At 63.2% G+C, this 16,903-nt stretch carries 19 protein-coding genes; 6 read left to right on the top strand and 13 right to left on the bottom strand.

The genetic code is table 11. The annotated features are described in order from the left end of the window. Positions 1-482: 482 nt before the first annotated feature. The gene (locus AC1DYC_RS12850) at positions 483-896 is read left to right on the top strand and encodes a Kazal-type serine protease inhibitor domain-containing protein (RefSeq protein WP_477406786.1); all 414 of its coding nucleotides are present in this window, start codon (positions 483-485) and stop codon (positions 894-896) included. 29 nt (positions 897-925) lie between these two features. Here the strand turns inward: AC1DYC_RS12850 and AC1DYC_RS12845 are convergent, their stop codons facing one another. The 4 genes from AC1DYC_RS12845 to AC1DYC_RS12830 all read right to left on the bottom strand — a co-directional run bounded on the left by AC1DYC_RS12845 (position 926) and on the right by AC1DYC_RS12830 (position 2,032). After that, positions 926-1,144, bottom strand: a complete 219-nt coding sequence (locus tag AC1DYC_RS12845; protein WP_477303062.1) for a hypothetical protein — start codon at positions 1,142-1,144, stop codon at positions 926-928. 181 nt (positions 1,145-1,325) lie between these two features. Next, complete coding sequence (locus AC1DYC_RS12840; RefSeq protein ID WP_477406784.1) at positions 1,326-1,463, bottom strand: hypothetical protein; 138 nt, start codon at positions 1,461-1,463, stop codon at positions 1,326-1,328. A 36-nt stretch (positions 1,464-1,499) separates the two neighbouring features. Then, on the bottom strand, positions 1,500-1,766 hold the full coding sequence (locus AC1DYC_RS12835) for a hypothetical protein (protein WP_477303058.1): 267 nt from the start codon (positions 1,764-1,766) through the stop codon (positions 1,500-1,502). Further along, a complete protein-coding gene (locus AC1DYC_RS12830; protein WP_192257805.1) occupies positions 1,763-2,032 on the bottom strand; it encodes a hypothetical protein in 270 nt (89 codons plus the stop codon). Before AC1DYC_RS12830 ends, AC1DYC_RS12835 begins: the two co-directional genes overlap by 4 nt. Before the next feature lie 338 nt (positions 2,033-2,370). Between AC1DYC_RS12830 and AC1DYC_RS12825 the strand changes: the two genes are divergently transcribed. Both AC1DYC_RS12825 and AC1DYC_RS12820 read left to right on the top strand, forming a co-directional pair. Then, entirely contained in the window at positions 2,371-2,544 is a 174-nt protein-coding gene (locus tag AC1DYC_RS12825) for a hypothetical protein (protein ID WP_477406782.1), read from the top strand. Between the two features lie 245 nt (positions 2,545-2,789). Beyond that, entirely contained in the window at positions 2,790-4,424 is a 1,635-nt protein-coding gene (locus AC1DYC_RS12820; RefSeq protein ID WP_477406780.1) for a sulfotransferase, read from the top strand. A gap of 7 nt (positions 4,425-4,431) precedes the next feature. Here AC1DYC_RS12820 and AC1DYC_RS12815 read toward each other — a convergent pair whose 3' ends face one another. Continuing rightward, positions 4,432-4,785 carry a DUF1428 domain-containing protein gene (locus tag AC1DYC_RS12815; RefSeq protein WP_477303048.1) on the bottom strand — a complete coding sequence of 118 codons (354 nt, stop codon included), beginning with the start codon at positions 4,783-4,785 and terminating at the stop codon, positions 4,432-4,434. 183 nt (positions 4,786-4,968) lie between these two features. Then, positions 4,969-5,397, bottom strand: coding sequence for a VOC family protein (locus AC1DYC_RS12810; RefSeq protein ID WP_112561031.1), 429 nt, complete (start codon positions 5,395-5,397; stop codon positions 4,969-4,971). A gap of 200 nt (positions 5,398-5,597) precedes the next feature. Between AC1DYC_RS12810 and AC1DYC_RS12805 the strand changes: the two genes are divergently transcribed. Beyond that, entirely contained in the window at positions 5,598-6,212 is a 615-nt protein-coding gene (locus AC1DYC_RS12805; protein WP_477406778.1) for a glutathione S-transferase family protein, read from the top strand. Positions 6,213-6,261: 49 nt separating this feature from the next. Here the strand turns inward: AC1DYC_RS12805 and AC1DYC_RS12800 are convergent, their stop codons facing one another. From AC1DYC_RS12800 to AC1DYC_RS12780, 5 genes are all read right to left on the bottom strand, one after another. Next, positions 6,262-6,435: a hypothetical protein gene (locus AC1DYC_RS12800; RefSeq protein ID WP_477303042.1), complete on the bottom strand. Its 174-nt coding sequence runs from the start codon at positions 6,433-6,435 to the stop codon at positions 6,262-6,264. Between the two features lie 94 nt (positions 6,436-6,529). Beyond that, positions 6,530-6,916, bottom strand: a complete 387-nt coding sequence (locus AC1DYC_RS12795; protein WP_477406776.1) for a nuclear transport factor 2 family protein — start codon at positions 6,914-6,916, stop codon at positions 6,530-6,532. Positions 6,917-7,054: 138 nt separating this feature from the next. Beyond that, the gene (locus tag AC1DYC_RS12790) at positions 7,055-8,581 is read right to left on the bottom strand and encodes an ABC-F family ATP-binding cassette domain-containing protein (RefSeq protein ID WP_477406774.1); all 1,527 of its coding nucleotides are present in this window, start codon (positions 8,579-8,581) and stop codon (positions 7,055-7,057) included. A gap of 391 nt (positions 8,582-8,972) precedes the next feature. Next, positions 8,973-12,146, bottom strand: a complete 3,174-nt coding sequence (uvrB, locus tag AC1DYC_RS12785; protein WP_477406772.1) for an excinuclease ABC subunit UvrB — start codon at positions 12,144-12,146, stop codon at positions 8,973-8,975. Positions 12,147-12,268: 122 nt separating this feature from the next. Next, complete coding sequence (locus AC1DYC_RS12780) at positions 12,269-13,525, bottom strand: hypothetical protein (protein ID WP_477406770.1); 1,257 nt, start codon at positions 13,523-13,525, stop codon at positions 12,269-12,271. Positions 13,526-13,680: 155 nt separating this feature from the next. On the opposite strand from AC1DYC_RS12780, the gene AC1DYC_RS12775 reads away from it, so the two are divergent. Next, positions 13,681-14,727, top strand: coding sequence for a CapA family protein (locus AC1DYC_RS12775; protein ID WP_477406768.1), 1,047 nt, complete (start codon positions 13,681-13,683; stop codon positions 14,725-14,727). Positions 14,728-14,778: 51 nt separating this feature from the next. After that, entirely contained in the window at positions 14,779-15,756 is a 978-nt protein-coding gene (locus AC1DYC_RS12770) for a hypothetical protein (protein ID WP_477406766.1), read from the top strand. Between the two features lie 6 nt (positions 15,757-15,762). Here the strand turns inward: AC1DYC_RS12770 and AC1DYC_RS12765 are convergent, their stop codons facing one another. Both AC1DYC_RS12765 and AC1DYC_RS12760 read right to left on the bottom strand, forming a co-directional pair. Then, positions 15,763-16,257, bottom strand: coding sequence for a YegJ family protein (locus AC1DYC_RS12765; protein WP_477406764.1), 495 nt, complete (start codon positions 16,255-16,257; stop codon positions 15,763-15,765). 104 nt (positions 16,258-16,361) lie between these two features. Further along, entirely contained in the window at positions 16,362-16,883 is a 522-nt protein-coding gene (locus tag AC1DYC_RS12760) for a hypothetical protein (protein WP_477303024.1), read from the bottom strand. Between the last annotated feature and the right edge of the window lie 20 nt (positions 16,884-16,903).

Below are 16,903 nucleotides of genomic sequence, written 5' to 3'. Positions count from 1 at the left end.
GAAACTCCTTCACCCGTGTCAGTCTTGTGGTTTGCCCGCCGCCTGGCATCGTGGGCAAGTCCCGGTGGTTGTTTCGGCAGTCCTGCATTCGCGCATGGTAAAACCCCCCGCCGAAAACGGGGCCGTCAGAGATTCACAGTATCGGGGAAAGGTCGTCCAAAACGTTCCGCTCTCCGGGTCGCAAATGCCCGAACACAAAATTTATCGCACGGAAACGTGATAGTTGCAAGATAGCGCCGCGGGCCGCGCCCATCGACGCATCCCAACGCAGGCGCTTCGATAAACCCGGCCCCGTTGGCGGTCATCAGCCAGAGCCCGGCCACGCATGGTCCAGCTGCTATAGTCCAGCATCGGGCGATGTGTGGCGAGGGCATTGCGTGGCTCCGCAACGCCGCAAACAGGGGTTGCATTTGGCAAGGGAATGGCGAGGATCGACAGGCGCGTTTTGCGCCGGGACGAGGGATCTCGAGGGAGATATATTCATGAAATTTCTTGCGACGATCTTCTCGCGCCAGGGTTTTACCATTCTCTTCCTGTCGGGTCTTCTTGCCGCCTGCACTGTCGTCGTCGACGACGGGCCGGGACCGCGTCCGCGCCCGCCACGGCCGGAGCCGGAATTCTGCACCAGGGAATATGAGCCGGTCTGCGCGCGGCGCGGCGGCGATCGCCAGACCTTCGCCAATGCCTGTCTCGCGGAGCGCGAGGGCTACCGCATCGTGCGCGACGGCACTTGCCGTGACGGTGGCGGTGGCGGTGGCGGCAGCGAAGAGCGGACATTCTGCACCCGCGAATATGCGCCCGTCTGCGCCCGCCGTCATGGCGAGCTGCGCACCTTCCCCAATGCCTGCGAGGCTCGCGCCGCCGACTATCGCGTCGTCGACGATGGGCCGTGCTGAAGACTCGCGGATCAGATCGGAATGGTTGCCTACGACGGATACGCCCCGTCGGCCGGGCCGGCGTAGAGCTCGGCGCCGTCCTCGTCGCAAATGCGCAGACGGTCGGGGATCTGCGGCATGGCCAGGCTGTGGAACAGCGCGGTGGCGCCCTGCAGAGCAGCGCGCAGGTTGGGCGCTTCCAGCGACACTTTGTCGAGCGTGGCTTCGTCGGCGTCGCGCGAACGGTAGAACTCGATGAAGAAGTTCAAGCAAGTCTCCGTGGCAGAGCGTTGCGCGCTTGTTGCCGTCACCTAGAGCGTTTCACCGTTTCCCGGAAACGGCGAGCCGCTCTATCTCTTTGGTTTTCGCAATTCCGGACGGAAAACCGCTCACACTTTTCCTGGAATTGCTCCAAGGCGACGGCGGGGCGCACGAGGCGCCCCTGGCTGGTCAGTTTTTGGACTTCGGCTTCAGGCTGTTCTCTGCCTGCTTGACCGCGGAACCGAACGGGGAGGGGGCCTTGGCCACCACCTTGTCTTTCTTGGGCTTGCGCGTTTCGCGATTGCTGCGCTGCTGACCCTTGGCCATCTGTCTGCTCCTTTAATGTGTTGGGTGGACGGAGTGTCAGATGGCCGGGTTGTTGGCAGCAACCAGATCGTCGGCCACTTCGAGATTGTCTTCCGTGGTCACCCGCTCATAGGTCTCCTGCTCGCTGCGGATGCGGTATTGCGGCGAGCCGTCCTTGACCGGCAACCTGCTCTTGATCTCAAACAGTTCCACGGGCTTCTGGAGCATCCCGATGCGGCTCTTCATGCGGACCGTCTGGCCGACGGCGAAGCGGTGCGAGGGCGTGTCGGTGCGCGGACGCGCATTCTGCTGGAAGCGGATCATGCTGCGTTCTCCTGGTCGCGCCTCAGCGCTGTTTCGAGTTCGAGGTAGTCGATGGCGACAAGCTGGCTGGTGGTCGGGTTCTTCACCGCCCGTGCCGGCAAATGGATGAAGGTGGCGATGCGACGCCAGGCAAGCCGCGACATGCCCTCGATCAGCTCTTCGTCGTGGTCGATGTCATAGTCGCCAGCCGGCAATTGCCCTTCCAGCCCGCCGAGCACGAAGGGTGCTGCGAAATGGGCGATGGAATGGGTGGTGCGCTCCGACATTGGCTTGGCTCTGGTTCCGCCTGGACGCGCTGCACGCCACTGTGCCGGCAATTCAGATATCGGCTATTTGGAATGAGTTTGGCGGGTCGAGAACTTCTGACGCCGCGATATGCCAAGCTTGGCCCAAAAACGATCTTGCAATCCATAGCCTTAAACAGCGGCTTGTTCAAGATAATTTCTGGCTAGATTCGACCGGCCTAAAAATTTAATGCATATAAATCTTGGATAAAACTGCTATGACGTCATTATATCAACAAATCCCTTATCGATGGCGCGCCGGAATAATTGTCCCGTCGCCCGCTTTTATTTTTCCTGAAAAGGCGAAAACTATGAGAATCATGAAAACACCGGACGGCCCATCCATAACCATCGCGCCAATCGTCGCGTTCCCGAAGGTCCTCTCCGTGCGCCTGACGATAAGGAGCGACGAAGCGGCACGGCGCAAGGTCGCCGACACCGACGGGACGCTGCGGCGGGAGCGCCAGCTTGCCGAAAGCAACCGGCTGATTTGACCGGGGCTTGGTCATGACCTGTAGCGCTGCGCGCTCGCTGGACACCCCCGCAGCACTTTGATTTTACGCACGGTTGTTGCCCTGACCGAAGCGACACCCGGCCGCGATCTGCCCTTGAATCTGTCTCTTCCATGCCTTAGGTCCGGCAAGCGGACAAACACGGCAGGTTTCCCATCAACAGAGATCAGAGAAGGGCGGCGGGTGCTGGAGCTGGCGGACAACCGCCGCTGGGCCTCGACCAATATGTGCAGCAGGCGCTGCAGCTGCATCAGGCCGGGCGCCGGCAGGAGGCCGAGACGCTCTATCGGCAGGTGCTGGCGCGCAAGGCCAATCACGCGGCGGCGGCGCACTTCCTGGGCCTGCTGCTGCACCAGACGGGGCGCAGCACCGAAGGGCTGGAACTGATCGAGCAGTCGGTGCGTCTGCAGCCGAAGAATCCCGATTTCCTCAACAATCTCGGCACGGTGATGCGCGATCTCGGTCGCGTTGCAGCGGCCGCCGATTTTTTCCAGGGTGCGGTCGATCTGAAGCCCGACCAACTCGCGGCACGCGACAATCTCGGCTCCGCGTTGAAACAGCTCGGCCAGTTCGAGGCGGCCGAAACGATGTATCGCGGCACGGTCGGACGCAATCCCTTCCATGTTCGTGCGCGTATAGGGCTTGCCGAAACGCTGCAGGAAGCTGGGCGTCTGGACGAGGCGCTGGCGACCTTTCGCGAGGCGCTGACGATCCGGCCCAAGGATGCCGACCTGTTGCACGGGCTCGGCGTCGGGCTGATGGAAAAGGGCAAGCTCGATGAAGCGGCCGACCTGTTCCGGCAGGCGCTGGCGATCACGCCGGGCATGGCCAAAGCCTGGCTGATGCTGACGCAGGTCAAGCGCCAGAAGGAGCGCGACGCCGAACTCGCCGGCATGGAGGCACAGCATGCCAAGGCGCCGGCCGACAGCCTGGCGCGCATGCAGCTCTCCTTCGGCCTCGGCAAGGCCAATGACGATTTGAAGGATTACAGCAGGGCCTTCGACTATTTCGCCGAAGGCAATGCCATTCGCCGCAAGGGCATCGACTACGATCCCGTCAGGACGCGCGCCGAATTCGACGCGATGAAGACGGTGTTCGACACCGGCTTTTTCGAAAAGCACCAGCCAGCCGCGATATCGGACGATACGCCGATCTTTGTCGTCGGCATGCCGCGTTCGGGCACTACGCTGGTCGAGCAGATCATCGCCAGCCATCCTCAGGTCTATGGCGCGGGCGAGCTCAGCATTTTGAAGACCGCGGTCGGCAAGCAGTTCCCGACGACCATGCCCGGTGGGTTCCCGTGGGGACTGGTCGAGGTATCCGACACGGAGTTTGCCGAGGCGGGCCAAGCCTATCTCGACATGCTGCATGCCCGCTATCCCGACTTCAGGCATGTCACCGACAAGATGCCCGGCAACTTCCTGCTCATCGGCTTCATCCACATGATGCTGCCGAAGGCGAAAATCATCCATTGCGCGCGCGATGCGGCGGCGACCTGCCTTTCGATCTACAAGGTGCATTTCCGCGGCGACAGTCACCGCTACGGCTATGATCTCGGCGAACTCGCCGACTTCCACAATCTTTACACAGACATCATGGCGCATTGGCGCAGCGTGCTGCCCGGCGTTGTCCATGACGTGCGTTACGAGGATTTTGTCGCCGACCAGGAGGGGCAGACGCGGGCGCTGATCGCGCATCTCGGCCTGCCCTGGGATGACAAGGTGCTGTCGTTCCACGAGACCGATCGTCCCGTGCGCACCGCCTCGGCCGCGCAGGTGCGCCAGCCGATGTATCAGGGATCGGTCGATCTGTGGAAGCGCTATGGAGACCGGCTGAAGCCGCTGCTCGACAAGCTGGCCTGAGGTAGCGCTACAGCTCCACGAACGGCTGGAAGCCGCCGAAGATCATGCGCTTCATATCGAACGGCATGGGCCCCCAATCGGGTGTCAAGCGCGGGTCCGCCATCACCTTGGGCATCACCGTGTCGCGGCTTTCCCTGGATTCATAAACCACCCAGGCGAAGACGACGATCTCGTCGTCCTTGGCCTGAACGGCACGCGGAAACGAAGTGACCTCGCCATAAGGCACATCGTCGCCGACGCATTCGACGTAGGCGAGCGCGCCGTGTTCCATCCATATGGGGCCTGTGAGGTTGGCCAGTCTCTTGTAGTCATCGAGATTTGCCTTGGGCACGGCGAGCACGAAACCATCGACGTAGGACATGAGGTTCTCCTCCTTGTTCTTCCTTCTCCCCTTGTGGGAGAAGGTGGATCGGCGCGCAGCGCCGAGACGGTTGAGGGTGTTCCAGCTTGGCACCAAGTTACCCCTCACCCGGATTGCCAACCGAATTGCGAAGAGCAATTCGGGGCAGTCCAACCTCTCCCACAGGGGGAGAGGTAGAGAGCCTCAGCCTTTCTTCGCCGGTGCGTTCATCGCCCATTCGACACCGAAGGGGTCGCGCATGTTGCCCCACTGGTCGCCCCAGAACATGAGCTGGAGCGGCACGGCGACTTCGCAGCCGGCATCGACGGCGCGCTTCCACCAGGCGTCGATGTCGTCGGCGCCGAGATGGAGCTGCATGGTGTAGCCCTGCGGCTTGACCGCGGGCATGCCGTTTTCGGGATAGAAATCGGAAATCATCAAGGTCGAGCCGTTGATGTGGAGATGGATGTGCATGGTGCGGCCCTGGTCATCGGGCGGATAGAAGAACACCTGCTCGGCGCCGAAGGCTTTCTTGTAGAATTCGGCGGCCTTGAAGGCGCCGTCCAGTTGCAGATAGGGGGTCAATCCACCGAGAACTTTCGCGGCCGGCTGAACGGGGGTCTGGTCGGTCATGTCTTGCTCCTCTTTGCGTTTGGTCTGGGCTTTGGTCTGGCCTTGCGAACCCTAGGACGAATGAGGCAGCGGCAATCCTACATGGGCCATGGATTTTTTTGGCGCGAAATGAACTTGCGTTGGGAGCGCCCAATCAGAGCGCAATTCTCGCCACCCGCAGGCTAGAACGAGGACTGCTTCCTCAACCGCCTGGGACGACAATGATCCTCTACTACCAGACCCACTCGCCCTTCGCGCGCAAGGCGCTCGTCTTTGCCCATGAGGTCGGCCTTGCCGATCGGCTCGAGGTCATTCATCACGAGACCAGCCCGACCTTGCGCAATGCGCGCGTCTATTCCGAAAACCCGCTTGGCAAGGTGCCGGTGCTGCTGCGGCCGGATGCGTCGCCGCTCTTCGATTCCGATGTCATCTGCGCCTATCTCGACACGCTGCATGACGGCCGCAAATTGCTGCCGCCAGATGGCGAGGCGCGCTGGCAGGCGTTGCGGCTGCAAGCAGTCGCTCAAGGCCTGGCGCAGACGGGCATAGCCTTGCGTTGGGAGACGGAAAGAAGACCCGAACAATTGCGCTACGGCGCCCTTGCCGAAGGCTACCGCGAAAAAATCGAGGCGAGCTACGACTGGATCGACAGCACGCTGGACGATGAGGCGCTGCTGCATGTTGGCCACATAGCGCTCGCCACCACGCTGTCCTGGATGGCGTTCCGCCAGCTGCCGTCGTTTCGCGCGTGGGCACGGCTGGCGCGCTGGTTCGAGGCGTTCGAAAAGCGCGGATCGATGCAGGCGACGCCGCTGTCGGGCGATACGCATGACTGAGCAACAGTCGCCCCATGGCGGCCTGCATCGATATTTCCCGACCGCATGGTCAGGGCGCCCTGCAGATCCGCGGGCCGTTTTGCGCGTCGATGACGATTTCCGGCCAGCCGATATCCTTGCGCAGTTCGATCGGCAGGGACAGCAGCTCGCGCTCGCTGCGATGGCGGGCGCGGTTTTGTGCGTAACGGGTGGCGACGCGACCTATGGATGACAGAATGGACATGATGCTTTCTCCTCAGATGAAGCCGGCATCACTGTGTCGGCATCCCAAGGACGCGGCAGAATCAGGCGATCCGACAGAGCGCTGAAACTTTTTTTCAAATCACCGATGCGACCAAGGCGGTGTCGTAATATTCAATCATCTTGACGACCTTGCCGTCGCGCAGCGTCCAGAAATTGGCGGTGCGCGCGAGAAGCTTGCGGCCGGTTTCCTTGTGCACCAAATGGATCTCCACCTGCGCCGCAACCTTGTCGCCGCCGTCGATGATCTCCACCGGAACATAGCTCTGGTAGTCGAAGTCGCGATCTAGCATCATAAGCCGGGCAAGGAACTCCTGCTTGCCGTTGGCAACTCCGGTGTACCGGGCCTCCGGTTCGGCGACCCAATGGAAGACGACATCGTCGGCGCAATGGTCCAGTGCACCTTTGATGTCGCGTTTTGCATATGCATCATAAAGGCTCTTGACGACGTCTGCCCCACCCATGACTGGTTCCTTCCCCTCAGTTTGCTGAAGGTTCAGAATGCGCCTTTTCCAGCCGATGGGGAAGTATGGATGTGTCGCCAATACTTTTGACGGGCCGGCAGTAGTTCCAGATGCCGGCCCGGACTATGTAGTCATCCCTCAATCGTGTGTTCCGGCCACCGAACGGAAGAAGGCCTCGGGATCCTCGACTTCCGTCAGCCGGCGCTTGTCGATCAGCCAGAAGCGGTTGCCGATGGCGCGGATGAAGGAGCGGTCGTGCGAGGCGAGCACGCAGCTTGCCTGATGCTTCAGCAACTCCTCCTCCAGCGCTTCCTGGCCGTCGATATCGAGATGGTTGGTCGGCTCGTCCAGCAGGTAGAAGTTGGGGTTGGCGAGCCGGAGCGCCAGCATCATCAGCCGCGCCTTCTGGCCGCCCGACAGCACGCCGATCTTTTTCTCCTGCATCTCGATGACCACGCCGGCGCCGGCAAGCAGCGAGCGGGCGCGCTGCTCGCCGACATCGTAGCGGCGCGAGACCATGGCCAGTGGCGTGTCGTCGCCGCTGATCCCGGCCAGCGCCTGGTCGCTGTAGCCGAGCACCGTCGACGGCGTCACCTTGACGTTGGCCGCCGTGTCCGGCTCGGCGATGGCGTTGCGGATCAGAGCGACGAAACGCGACTTGCCGACGCCATTGCGGCCGAGCAGCACGATGCGGTCGCCCTGGCAGATGTGGCGCTTGCCGGTCTTGAACAGCAGCGTGCCGTCGGGCGTTTCCACCGCCGCGTCGTCGAGCGTGATCAGCACCTTGGCATGGGTGCCTCGGTTGGCCAGCCGGATCGCGCCGGCCGATTTCTCGCGATGCGCTGATACCGCCGCGTCTTCCAGCTTCTCCGCCCGTTCCCTCAACTGCTTGGTCTTAACCGTCAGAAGGTCGCTGCCGGAATTGATGCCGATGTTGTTGAGCTTGGCGGCCTGCTTGCGCAGTTGCTGGGCCACCTTCATGTCGCGCTCGAACCGGCGCGCCGTCGAAGCGTCCAGTTCATCCAGCGCCTGCCTCGCCCGCGAATAGGGCAGCGCAAACACCGGCGATTCCTCGGGACGCAGGAACAGCGTGCGGTTGGTGACGGCGTCGAGGAAGGCGCGGTCGTGGCTGGCGATTACCACCGGCACTTCGCGCGGCAGCGCGTTCAGCCATGTCTCCAGCTGGCTGATCTTGGCGAGGTCGAGATGGTTGGTCGGCTCGTCGAGCAAAAGCACATCGGGGTCGGTGACCCAGACGCGCGCGATCAGCGCCAGCCGCTGCCAGCCGCCGCTCAGCGCCTGCATTGGCCGTTCGCGCATCGGCTCCGGCACGTCGAGCGAATCCAGCACCACGTCGACACGCCACATCTCGCTGTCGACCTGCTCTGGCGGCAACGCGTCAGCCACTACCTGGTGAAAGGTGCGGCCGAGAAGGGCAGGGGGAACCGATTGTTCGACATGGCCGACGCGCAAGCCGCGCGTGCGGGTGATGTCGCCGGAGGTCGGCTCCATCGCGCCGGTCAGGCATTTCAGCAAGGTCGACTTGCCGCGGCCGTTGGCGGCAACGATGCCGAGCCGGTCGCCGGTGCCGATGGTGAGGTCGAGATTGGAAAACAGCGGCGCACTCAGGGTGACGCCGAGGGATTTGAGGCTGATCAGGGCCATTGTGATTTTCTCTGGTCTTTGCCGGTCACCGGCTCAATGCACTTTGACGGTGCGCATACCGGCCATCAGGCTCAGCTTTGCGTACCACGAAGGGCAGACCAAAAAATCGAAGCGGGAAAAAACCCGCGATGTCCCTGGTCAGCCCTGCAAGCTAGCTCGCAGGGCAGAAATCGGGCCACGCTGACGATGGTGACGATGAAACGTGAACACGTGAGCCCTCCTTTCAAGACAAGACGGTGAGTGTGCGGAGCGATTACACCAAAGGCGGGGGTGGAGGCAAGTGGGGCAGGGAGTGCGGAGCGCTGGCGCTGAAGCGGCCAATCTCCCCCCTCGTGGGGGAGATGTCCGGCAGGACAGAGGGGGGCGCTGTCCCGCCAGCGTTTCGAATAAACTACTTTCCCGGTCTGCCCGTCTTGCCAGGCCGCCGCTTTTCGCGGCGAGCGTCGCCTGGGTCTTCGTAAGAACCAATCCCGGTTCGCTGGCGAACGATTGGCTTGACGTCGCGATCCTTCGCGCCCCCCTCTGTCCTGCCGGACATCTCCCCCACTTGGGGGGAGATTGGCTGCGGCTTGGCCGGCACTTTTCCTTCCACCGGCTTTTCCGTCCGGCGCACCGTCATCTCATCGAGCGAGTTCTTCTTGAACAGCGGCTTGGTGGCGTCGCCCGGAATGCCGAAGTCGGAGCCGTGCGCTTCCTGCGCCGACTGTTTCTTGAACAGAGAACGCGAGACCGCGCCGGACGGCGTCGGCATGTCGGTGCCGGGCCCCATATCGTCCAGCGACGGTTTTGCAAACAGCGGCTTCTTCACCGGCACAGCGCTATCGGCGCCCATTTCGTCGAGTGCCGGCTTGCGGAAGAGGTTGGACCGGGCAGCCCTGGCCGCTTCATCGGCGGCACGCGCCTCGTCGAACTTGCGGAAACGCTCCTGTTCCTCTGCGGTACGATGCTTGGCAACGCCCTTGTTGTGCTTGCCCTTCTCGCGGCCGGAGACCGGGCTTTCCATGTCGGCATATTTGGCCAGCGGGTCTTCCGAGATCGACAGTTCCATCTCGCGCAGCCGCTTGATCTCGTCGCGGATGCGGGCGGCCTTCTCGAAGTCGAGATTGGCGGCGGCGTCGCGCATCTGTTTTTCCATGGCGTCGAGATGGGCTTTCAGATTGTTGCCCATCATGGCGCCGGCGCTGTCGGTGAACTGCGAGATGTCGGCGCGGACGTGGTCCTTCTCGTAGACCGAATCCAAGATATCGGAGATGCGCGACTTCACCGATTCCGGGGTGATGCCGTTGGCGGCGTTCCACTCCATCTGTTTTTCGCGGCGGCGGTTCGTCTCTGCCATCGCCCGCTCCATCGAGCCGGTGATCTGGTCGGCATAGAGGATGACCTTGCCGTCGACGTTGCGGGCGGCGCGGCCGATGGTCTGGATCAGCGACGTTTCGGAGCGCAAAAAACCTTCCTTGTCGGCATCGAGAATGGCGACGAAACCGCATTCGGGAATGTCGAGACCTTCGCGCAACAGGTTGATGCCGACCAGCACGTCGAAGGCGCCGAGACGCAAATCCCTGAGGATCTCGATGCGCTCCAGCGTGTCGATGTCGGAGTGCATGTAGCGGACGCGAATGCCTTGCTCATGCAGATATTCGGTCAGGTCCTCGGCCATGCGCTTGGTCAGCACCGTGACCAGCGTGCGGTAGCCGGCGGCCGTGGTGTCGCGGATCTCGCCGACGACATCGTCGACCTGGCTCTTGGCCGGACGCACCTCGACGGGCGGGTCGATCAGGCCGGTCGGGCGGATGACCTGTTCGGCAAAGACGCCGCCGGACTGTTCCATCTCCCAGCCGCCGGGCGTCGCCGACACCGCGACCGAGAGCGGGCGCATGGCGTCCCATTCTTCGAAGCGCAGCGGACGGTTGTCCATGCAGGAGGGCAAGCGGAACCCATACTCCGCCAGCGTCGCCTTGCGCCTGAAGTCGCCGCGATACATGCCGCCGATCTGCGGCACGGTGACGTGGCTTTCGTCGACGAAGACCAGCGCATTGTCCGGAATGTATTCGAACAAGGTGGGCGGCGGATCGCCCGGCTGGCGTCCCGTGAGATATCTAGAATAATTCTCGATGCCGGCGCAGGAGCCGGTGGCTTCCAGCATTTCGAGGTCGAAGCGGGTACGCTGCTCCAGCCGCTGCGCCTCCAGCAGACGCCCAGCCTTTTCAAGCTCTTGCAGGCGCTGCTTGAGCTCTTCCTTGATCGACTTGATGGCTTGATTCAAGGTCGGGCGCGGCGTCACATAGTGCGAGTTGGCGTAGATCTTGACGCTTTTCAGCTCGCCGGTCTTCTGGCCGGTGAGCGGGTCGAATTCGGTGATCGCCTCGATCTCGTCACCGAACATTGAGATGCGCCAGGCGCGGTCCTCAAGGTGGGCCGGGAAGATCTCGATCGTGTCGCCGCGGACGCGAAACGAGCCGCGGACGAAGTTGATGTCCTGGCGCTTGTATTGCTGGGCGACGAGGTCGGCGAGCAAAGCCCGCTGGTCGAGCCGGTCGCCGATCTGCATCTGGAAGGTCATCGCCGTATAGGTCTCGACCGAGCCGATACCGTAGATGCAGGACACCGAGGCGACGATGATGACGTCGTCGCGCTCGAGCAGCGAGCGCGTCGCCGAGTGGCGCATGCGGTCGATCTGTTCGTTGATCGAGGATTCCTTCTCGATGAAGGTGTCGGTGCGCGGGACGTAGGCCTCCGGCTGGTAGTAGTCGTAATAGGAGACGAAATACTCGACCGCGTTGTCCGGGAAGAATTTCTTGAACTCGGAATAGAGCTGCGCGGCCAGCGTCTTGTTGGGCGCCAGGATCAGGGCAGGGCGCTGCGTCTCCTCGATCACCTTGGCCATGGTGAAGGTTTTGCCCGAGCCGGTGACGCCGAGCAGCACCTGGGTGCGGTCGTTGTTGTCGACGCCTTCGACAAGGTCCTTGATGGCGGTCGGCTGGTCGCCGGCCGGCTCGAAATCCGACACCATCTTGATGGCGATGCCGCCTTCGGATTTTTCCGGGCGGGCAGGGCGGTGCGGCGTCCACAACACGCCGTCCTTGTGCAGCGGATTGCCGGATTCGATCAGCGCCGACAGCGCCGCGACCGTGGCGGTGACGCTGCCCGAGGCCATCGTCTCGGCGTCTTCCAGCGAGATGTCGAGGCCGGCAACCGGATTGAGGCCGGCGGCGGTGCGTTCGCGGGCCGTGGCGGCGCCGCCCATCGAAGTGCCGCGTGAACTGCGGCCCGGCGCGGCGGAGCGCTCCGGGATCTTTTTCGCAGCCTTCGGCGATTTGCCGCCGTCGCCCTTGCCGGCGAGACGCCCTTCCTTTTCGGCCTCCTGCTCGATCTGCTCGGCCCAGTCCGCAATCGAGCCGGTCAGCGGCGTGCCGGTGAAGTCGGCCTGCGGCGCTTCGGCGAAGCCGCCCTTGTGCAGCGGCTCCGAGGCATCGAGGAAATCGGTCAGCGGGCTGCGCCGCTTGGGCGGCGAAGCGCTGTTGTCACCCGCCGTCGAGGGCGTCTTTTTGTCGGGGAGTTTGGCCATGCCCCGAATATGGGCAGAGTCCGCCGAAATGGAAAGGGTGCAGTGGCGCCGGGCATTGGGCGAACCGAGGCTGCTGACACAAGGGTGTCAGGAGCTGTGGCGCGAGTGCCTGGCGATTGCCCTCAGTTGAACCACAGCGCGAAGGTCAAAAACCCGGCGCCGCCGAACTGGCGCTGGATCTGGTCGAACTCGTCGCTGGTCAGGATCTTGCCGCTCTCGAGATAGGGCGCGATGGCCGGGCCGGTGATCGACAGCACCAGGTCGAAATTTTTCGGCTCCTCGAAGAAGCGCTTCATGTTGATGCCCTTGTCGGCGATGCGGAAATGCGGCAGCAGCGTGCGGCCTTCGAGCAGATCCTCGGCCATGGTCAAGGCGGCGAGCCAGGCCTGCACCTGCTCCTCGCCGACTTCGAGCCCGGTCAGCGGATTGGCGCCCTTCTGCTGCGGGCCGGGCAGCCATTCGCGGTCATTGTCGGTCTCGGCGCGGATCGCCTTCCAGTCTTCGCGCGACAGCCGGATCATTTCCAGGAGATGGCGGCGGGCCGCCTGCCGGCGCTCGGGCTCGACCACCGGCCAGTTAACGAGGTGGACCAGCGAGATGAAGTCGGCAATGCGCCATTCGGAGGCCAGCATGCCGCCGCCGGCGCCGCCATCCAGCGGCACGAGAATGTCCTGCAGCGGCAGTTTGGCGTGCGGGAACAGCATGTGGAACGAGCCGTCGAACATATTTCGGAAATCATGTGCCAGCCAGAAATCGGCTTGCGCCATCAGGAACTCTGCGTAGCCCTGCAGCCAGAAACCGTCGGCGCGATCGAAGCGGAAGGTGAGCGCCGGCGCGGTATCATCCGGCGCCATGCCGCCACGCGCCAGCGAGGCCATGATGGCGGCCATGCTTTCGTCCGGCGCGATATTGCCGTCCTCGTTGAGATCGATGCCGACATGGGTGAGGTCGATGACCACGCCAATATCGGCATCCGCCGGTACCGAGCCAAGCGTGGCGGCCGACTTTTCCAGCCGGTCGCGGAAGGCGACGAGAATGGCGCGAAACTGCTCATAGGTCAGCGGTTCGGGATTGGGATTGTCGGGAACCGGCAGCCGCATCAGCGGCAGCATGAAGGATTGCGGGCTGTCGAAGCCGTGGCGGTGTAGGCCGCCGGCCAGGATTTCCAGCGCGGTGAAGAACTCGCCCGCGCCGGCGGCATAGGCCGATGCGGGATCGCCTGACGCCGCAGCCTCGAGCGTGGTCAGCGCGGCATTGCGGTCGGCCACGGTTTTGGCCTCGAACAAAGCGGTTGCCGCTTCGGGCGCCGCGGCGGATGCCGAAGACAAGGGCAGCAAAAGAAGGAGGGCGGACGCCAACAAGCTTGCTACACGTGTCATCTCATTCCTCCACTATGCCATTGCGCGGACCATACACGTATTCAGTGCACCGCGTCTGCCCATCACGGGCGGCAGTGTTTCGAGGCTGACGGTCGACACTTCCCAGGCAGACCGTCTACACAAGCCAACCGATTGGGCAAACGATTGGGCGTCGCGTGTCGAACTATCCGCTTTCCTATAAACTGTCATGGCTGCCGCGGTTCCTGAAGCCGTCGCTCGGCGGCGATGTCAGGGACTTTGCGCCGATCGCGGCGACAACCATCATCGATCCGCCGCCGGGGCGGAAGGTGCGGCTGGCGTTTGTCGGCGACATTTCGGCGGTGGCCAATCGCAGCGCGCCCGAATGCGATCCGCAAATCGCCAAGCTGCTGGCTTCGGCCGATCTGGTGATCGGCAATTGCGAAAGTCCGGTGGTCGAGCGGCCAAGCGTGGCGCTTGGCACGCGGCTCGGTACGCACCATGCGATGAGCGAGCGGTTCCTCGCCGAGGCACTGGCCGCCGCCGGTATCCCGCGCGAAAAACTGGTGCTGTCGCTGGCCAACAACCACGTGCTCGACCAGGGTATCGCCGGTTTCGACGAGACCGTTGCGGCGCTGAAGCGGCTCGGCATCCGCACCATCGGCACCGCAAAGAAGGGACCGGTCGAGCAGGTCAAGGCCGGGCCGCTGACAATCGGCTTTGCCGCTTTCACGCTGTGGCGCAATGCCGACGCTGCGCCATTCACCGAGCGTGTGTCGATGCAGAGCGACCCGGTCGCATGGCAGCGAGGCGCGGCGGGTAAGAGCATCGATCTGCGCTGCGCCATTCCGCACTGGGACTGGGAGTTCCGGCATTTCCCGCGCCCACAGACGCAGGCGCTGGCCAGGCAGCTTGCCTCGCATGGCGTCGGGCTGATTGCCGGACACCACGCCCATGTCGTCCAACCGGTGCAGTGGGTCGGCAAAACGCTTGTCGCCTATGGGCTCGGCGACTTCCTCGGTACCGCTTTGGTGCGACAGCCATGGCCCGGTCGCATCGGCGGCATTTTCGTCGTCGACGTCAGCGCCGATCTCGGCAAGCGTGGCGCCATTGCCGGCTACCGGATGCATCCTTTCATGCGGCTGCGCGCTGGCGGGCATGAGCGGCTGGTTCCGGTCGAGGCGCTGGCGGGCCGGATGAAGGGCAAGGTCGAGGAACGACTGAAGGCGATTTTCGGCGACTGACGACTTTCCGCAAAAACGGTATGGTAGGCGAAATGGGCTTGCGAGGGGGCGATGGAAGCAGCTGAGTTCATGCCTGATGAAACGGTCATCGCCGGCATCAGGAAAAACATCGAAGCCTATGAGGCCGGACGCGCCTCGGCCTATCGCCAGGTGCGCTGGCGGGTGCCGGTCTTTCTGGGGCTGCTGCTGGTTTTCGTCGCGCTGGTGGCCTGGCTGTTCAACAAGGTCGCCGACTTGAACGAGCAGTGGTTCTCGACACCGCATGTGTTCCTCTATGTCGTTGGTTTCTTCGCGGCGCTGCTGCTCTATTTCCTGGCGATGAGACCGGCGACGCGGCTGCAGCAATCGTTCCGCGACACGCTGCTGCCGATCATCTTCGGCTTCATCAGGGATGTGCGCTACCAGCACAGCGTGACGCCGAATTCCTTCGACCGGCTGCCGCGCGCCGTGGTCGGCGCCTTCAACCGGCAGAGCTTCGACGACATCGTGTCGGGCCGCTACGAGGAGTTTCCGTTCGAGCTTTACGAGGCGGAGTTGCGCCAGGGCACGGGCAAAGGCTCGTCGACGGTCTTCAAGGGTGTCATCGTCGCCTTCGAGACGATCGCGCCATTCCCAGGCACATTGGTGGCGACGCGGCGCAGCAATGCTGTCGTCGGCTTCTTCCGCGGCATCTTCGCCGGCAAGATGCAGGAGCTGTCGAGCGGCGATCCGCTGCTTGATGGCGACTATGAATTCCGCACCGACAATGTCGCCGCTGCCCAACCGCTGGTGACCGGCCGGCTGGCGCAGGCGCTGAAATGGCTGCATGAGACATGGCGCGATGATCCGGCGCGGGTGGCGCTCAACGGCAGCGACGGTTTCCTGCTTTTGCCGCAGTCGAAGAACTTTTTCGAATTGCCCGCCATTTCCGTGCCGCTCGACTACACCACGCATATCGCGCCGATGATCGCCGACATGGGCGCGATCCTGGCGACGGCAGCGCTGGTGCGCAAGATCGGCGCGACGGATGGCGAGGTTCAGCCCGGCTGACGCGGATCAGCAGTCGAAGCCGTAATTCTGGCGATAATAGTCGGCCTCTTCCTTCGATATCGTCTTGAACAGCACGCAGACGGTGAAGCTGCCGACCTGGCGGCCGTTTTTGGTGTAGCCCCAGTCGGAAATCTCGTCGCGGGTGAATTCGAGCTCTTGGCCGGCCACGACATTGTGCACGACCTGCGGTTCATTCGACAGCGTTCCGACAAAGCCGCTTGCGGTCTTGTGGAAGGGGATGATCCAGAAGTGCTCCGAGTTGTCCCCCTCCTTGACCTCGACCTTCAATTTGTACTCGCTGGTTCCGGCCGGCGGTGCTTCAGACAGTGCCAGGAATTGATCGAGGCTGGCGCGCGCTTGCGCAATTGCCGCCGCCATGTCCGGATCGTCCCTTGCGACGTTGACAACCTTGTCGTCGCCCTGCTGGGAATTCTGCGCCCCGGCCGAAATCGGAACGGACGCCAGCATCAGGGACAGCATCACGCGAATTGCATGCTTCATGGAAAGGCGCTCCTCCGTGTCGATGCCTCACACCTTCATGCATCTACCTGGAGTTTTCAACGGCAGTACGACGGTGCGGTATTGGCCCCGAACGGCGCGTCCGCTCACAACCCGCCGGGCAGCAGTCCTGCCAGCCAGTTCGCGGAGCGCTTGGCCATGCCGACCGTTGCCGAGGCGGCACGGCCGAGATCGGTCTTGACCACCGCATAGCCGTTCCTGGTGCGGTAGAGCACGCCGGTTCCGCCATCGACCACCTGCTCGTAGGCGACGGGCCGGGCTGCTGCCGCTTCCATGGCCGTCGTCGGCGAGCCGACGGGAACGCTCGGCCGGTGGCTCAGTTCCGGCGGCAATGGGCTTTCCGACTGAACACTCCGGCTGGCCGGCTTCAGTTCCGGGCGGGATGCGGTCGCCGCCAGTTGTGATGAGGAAGCCGACCCCTTGGTGCGGCAGATGCCGGAAACCAGCGGATAGTCGAAGTTCTTCTGGTGCAGCATCTGGCTTTTCATCGCCGCTTCGCAGTCGGCGATGGTCGCCCACTTTGCCGGCGTCTCGCCGATATATTCGCAAAGCTTGGCGTCGCAGTCGCAGCCGACGATGGTCATGGCGACAAGGGCGGTCTTGATCACGGTCTTGTCCTTCGGATTGC

This window comes from Mesorhizobium sp. P2_E7 (assembly GCF_056403855.1).
The sequence above is the reverse complement of the archived record's forward strand: the minus strand, read 5'-3'. Positions and strand labels throughout refer to the sequence as shown.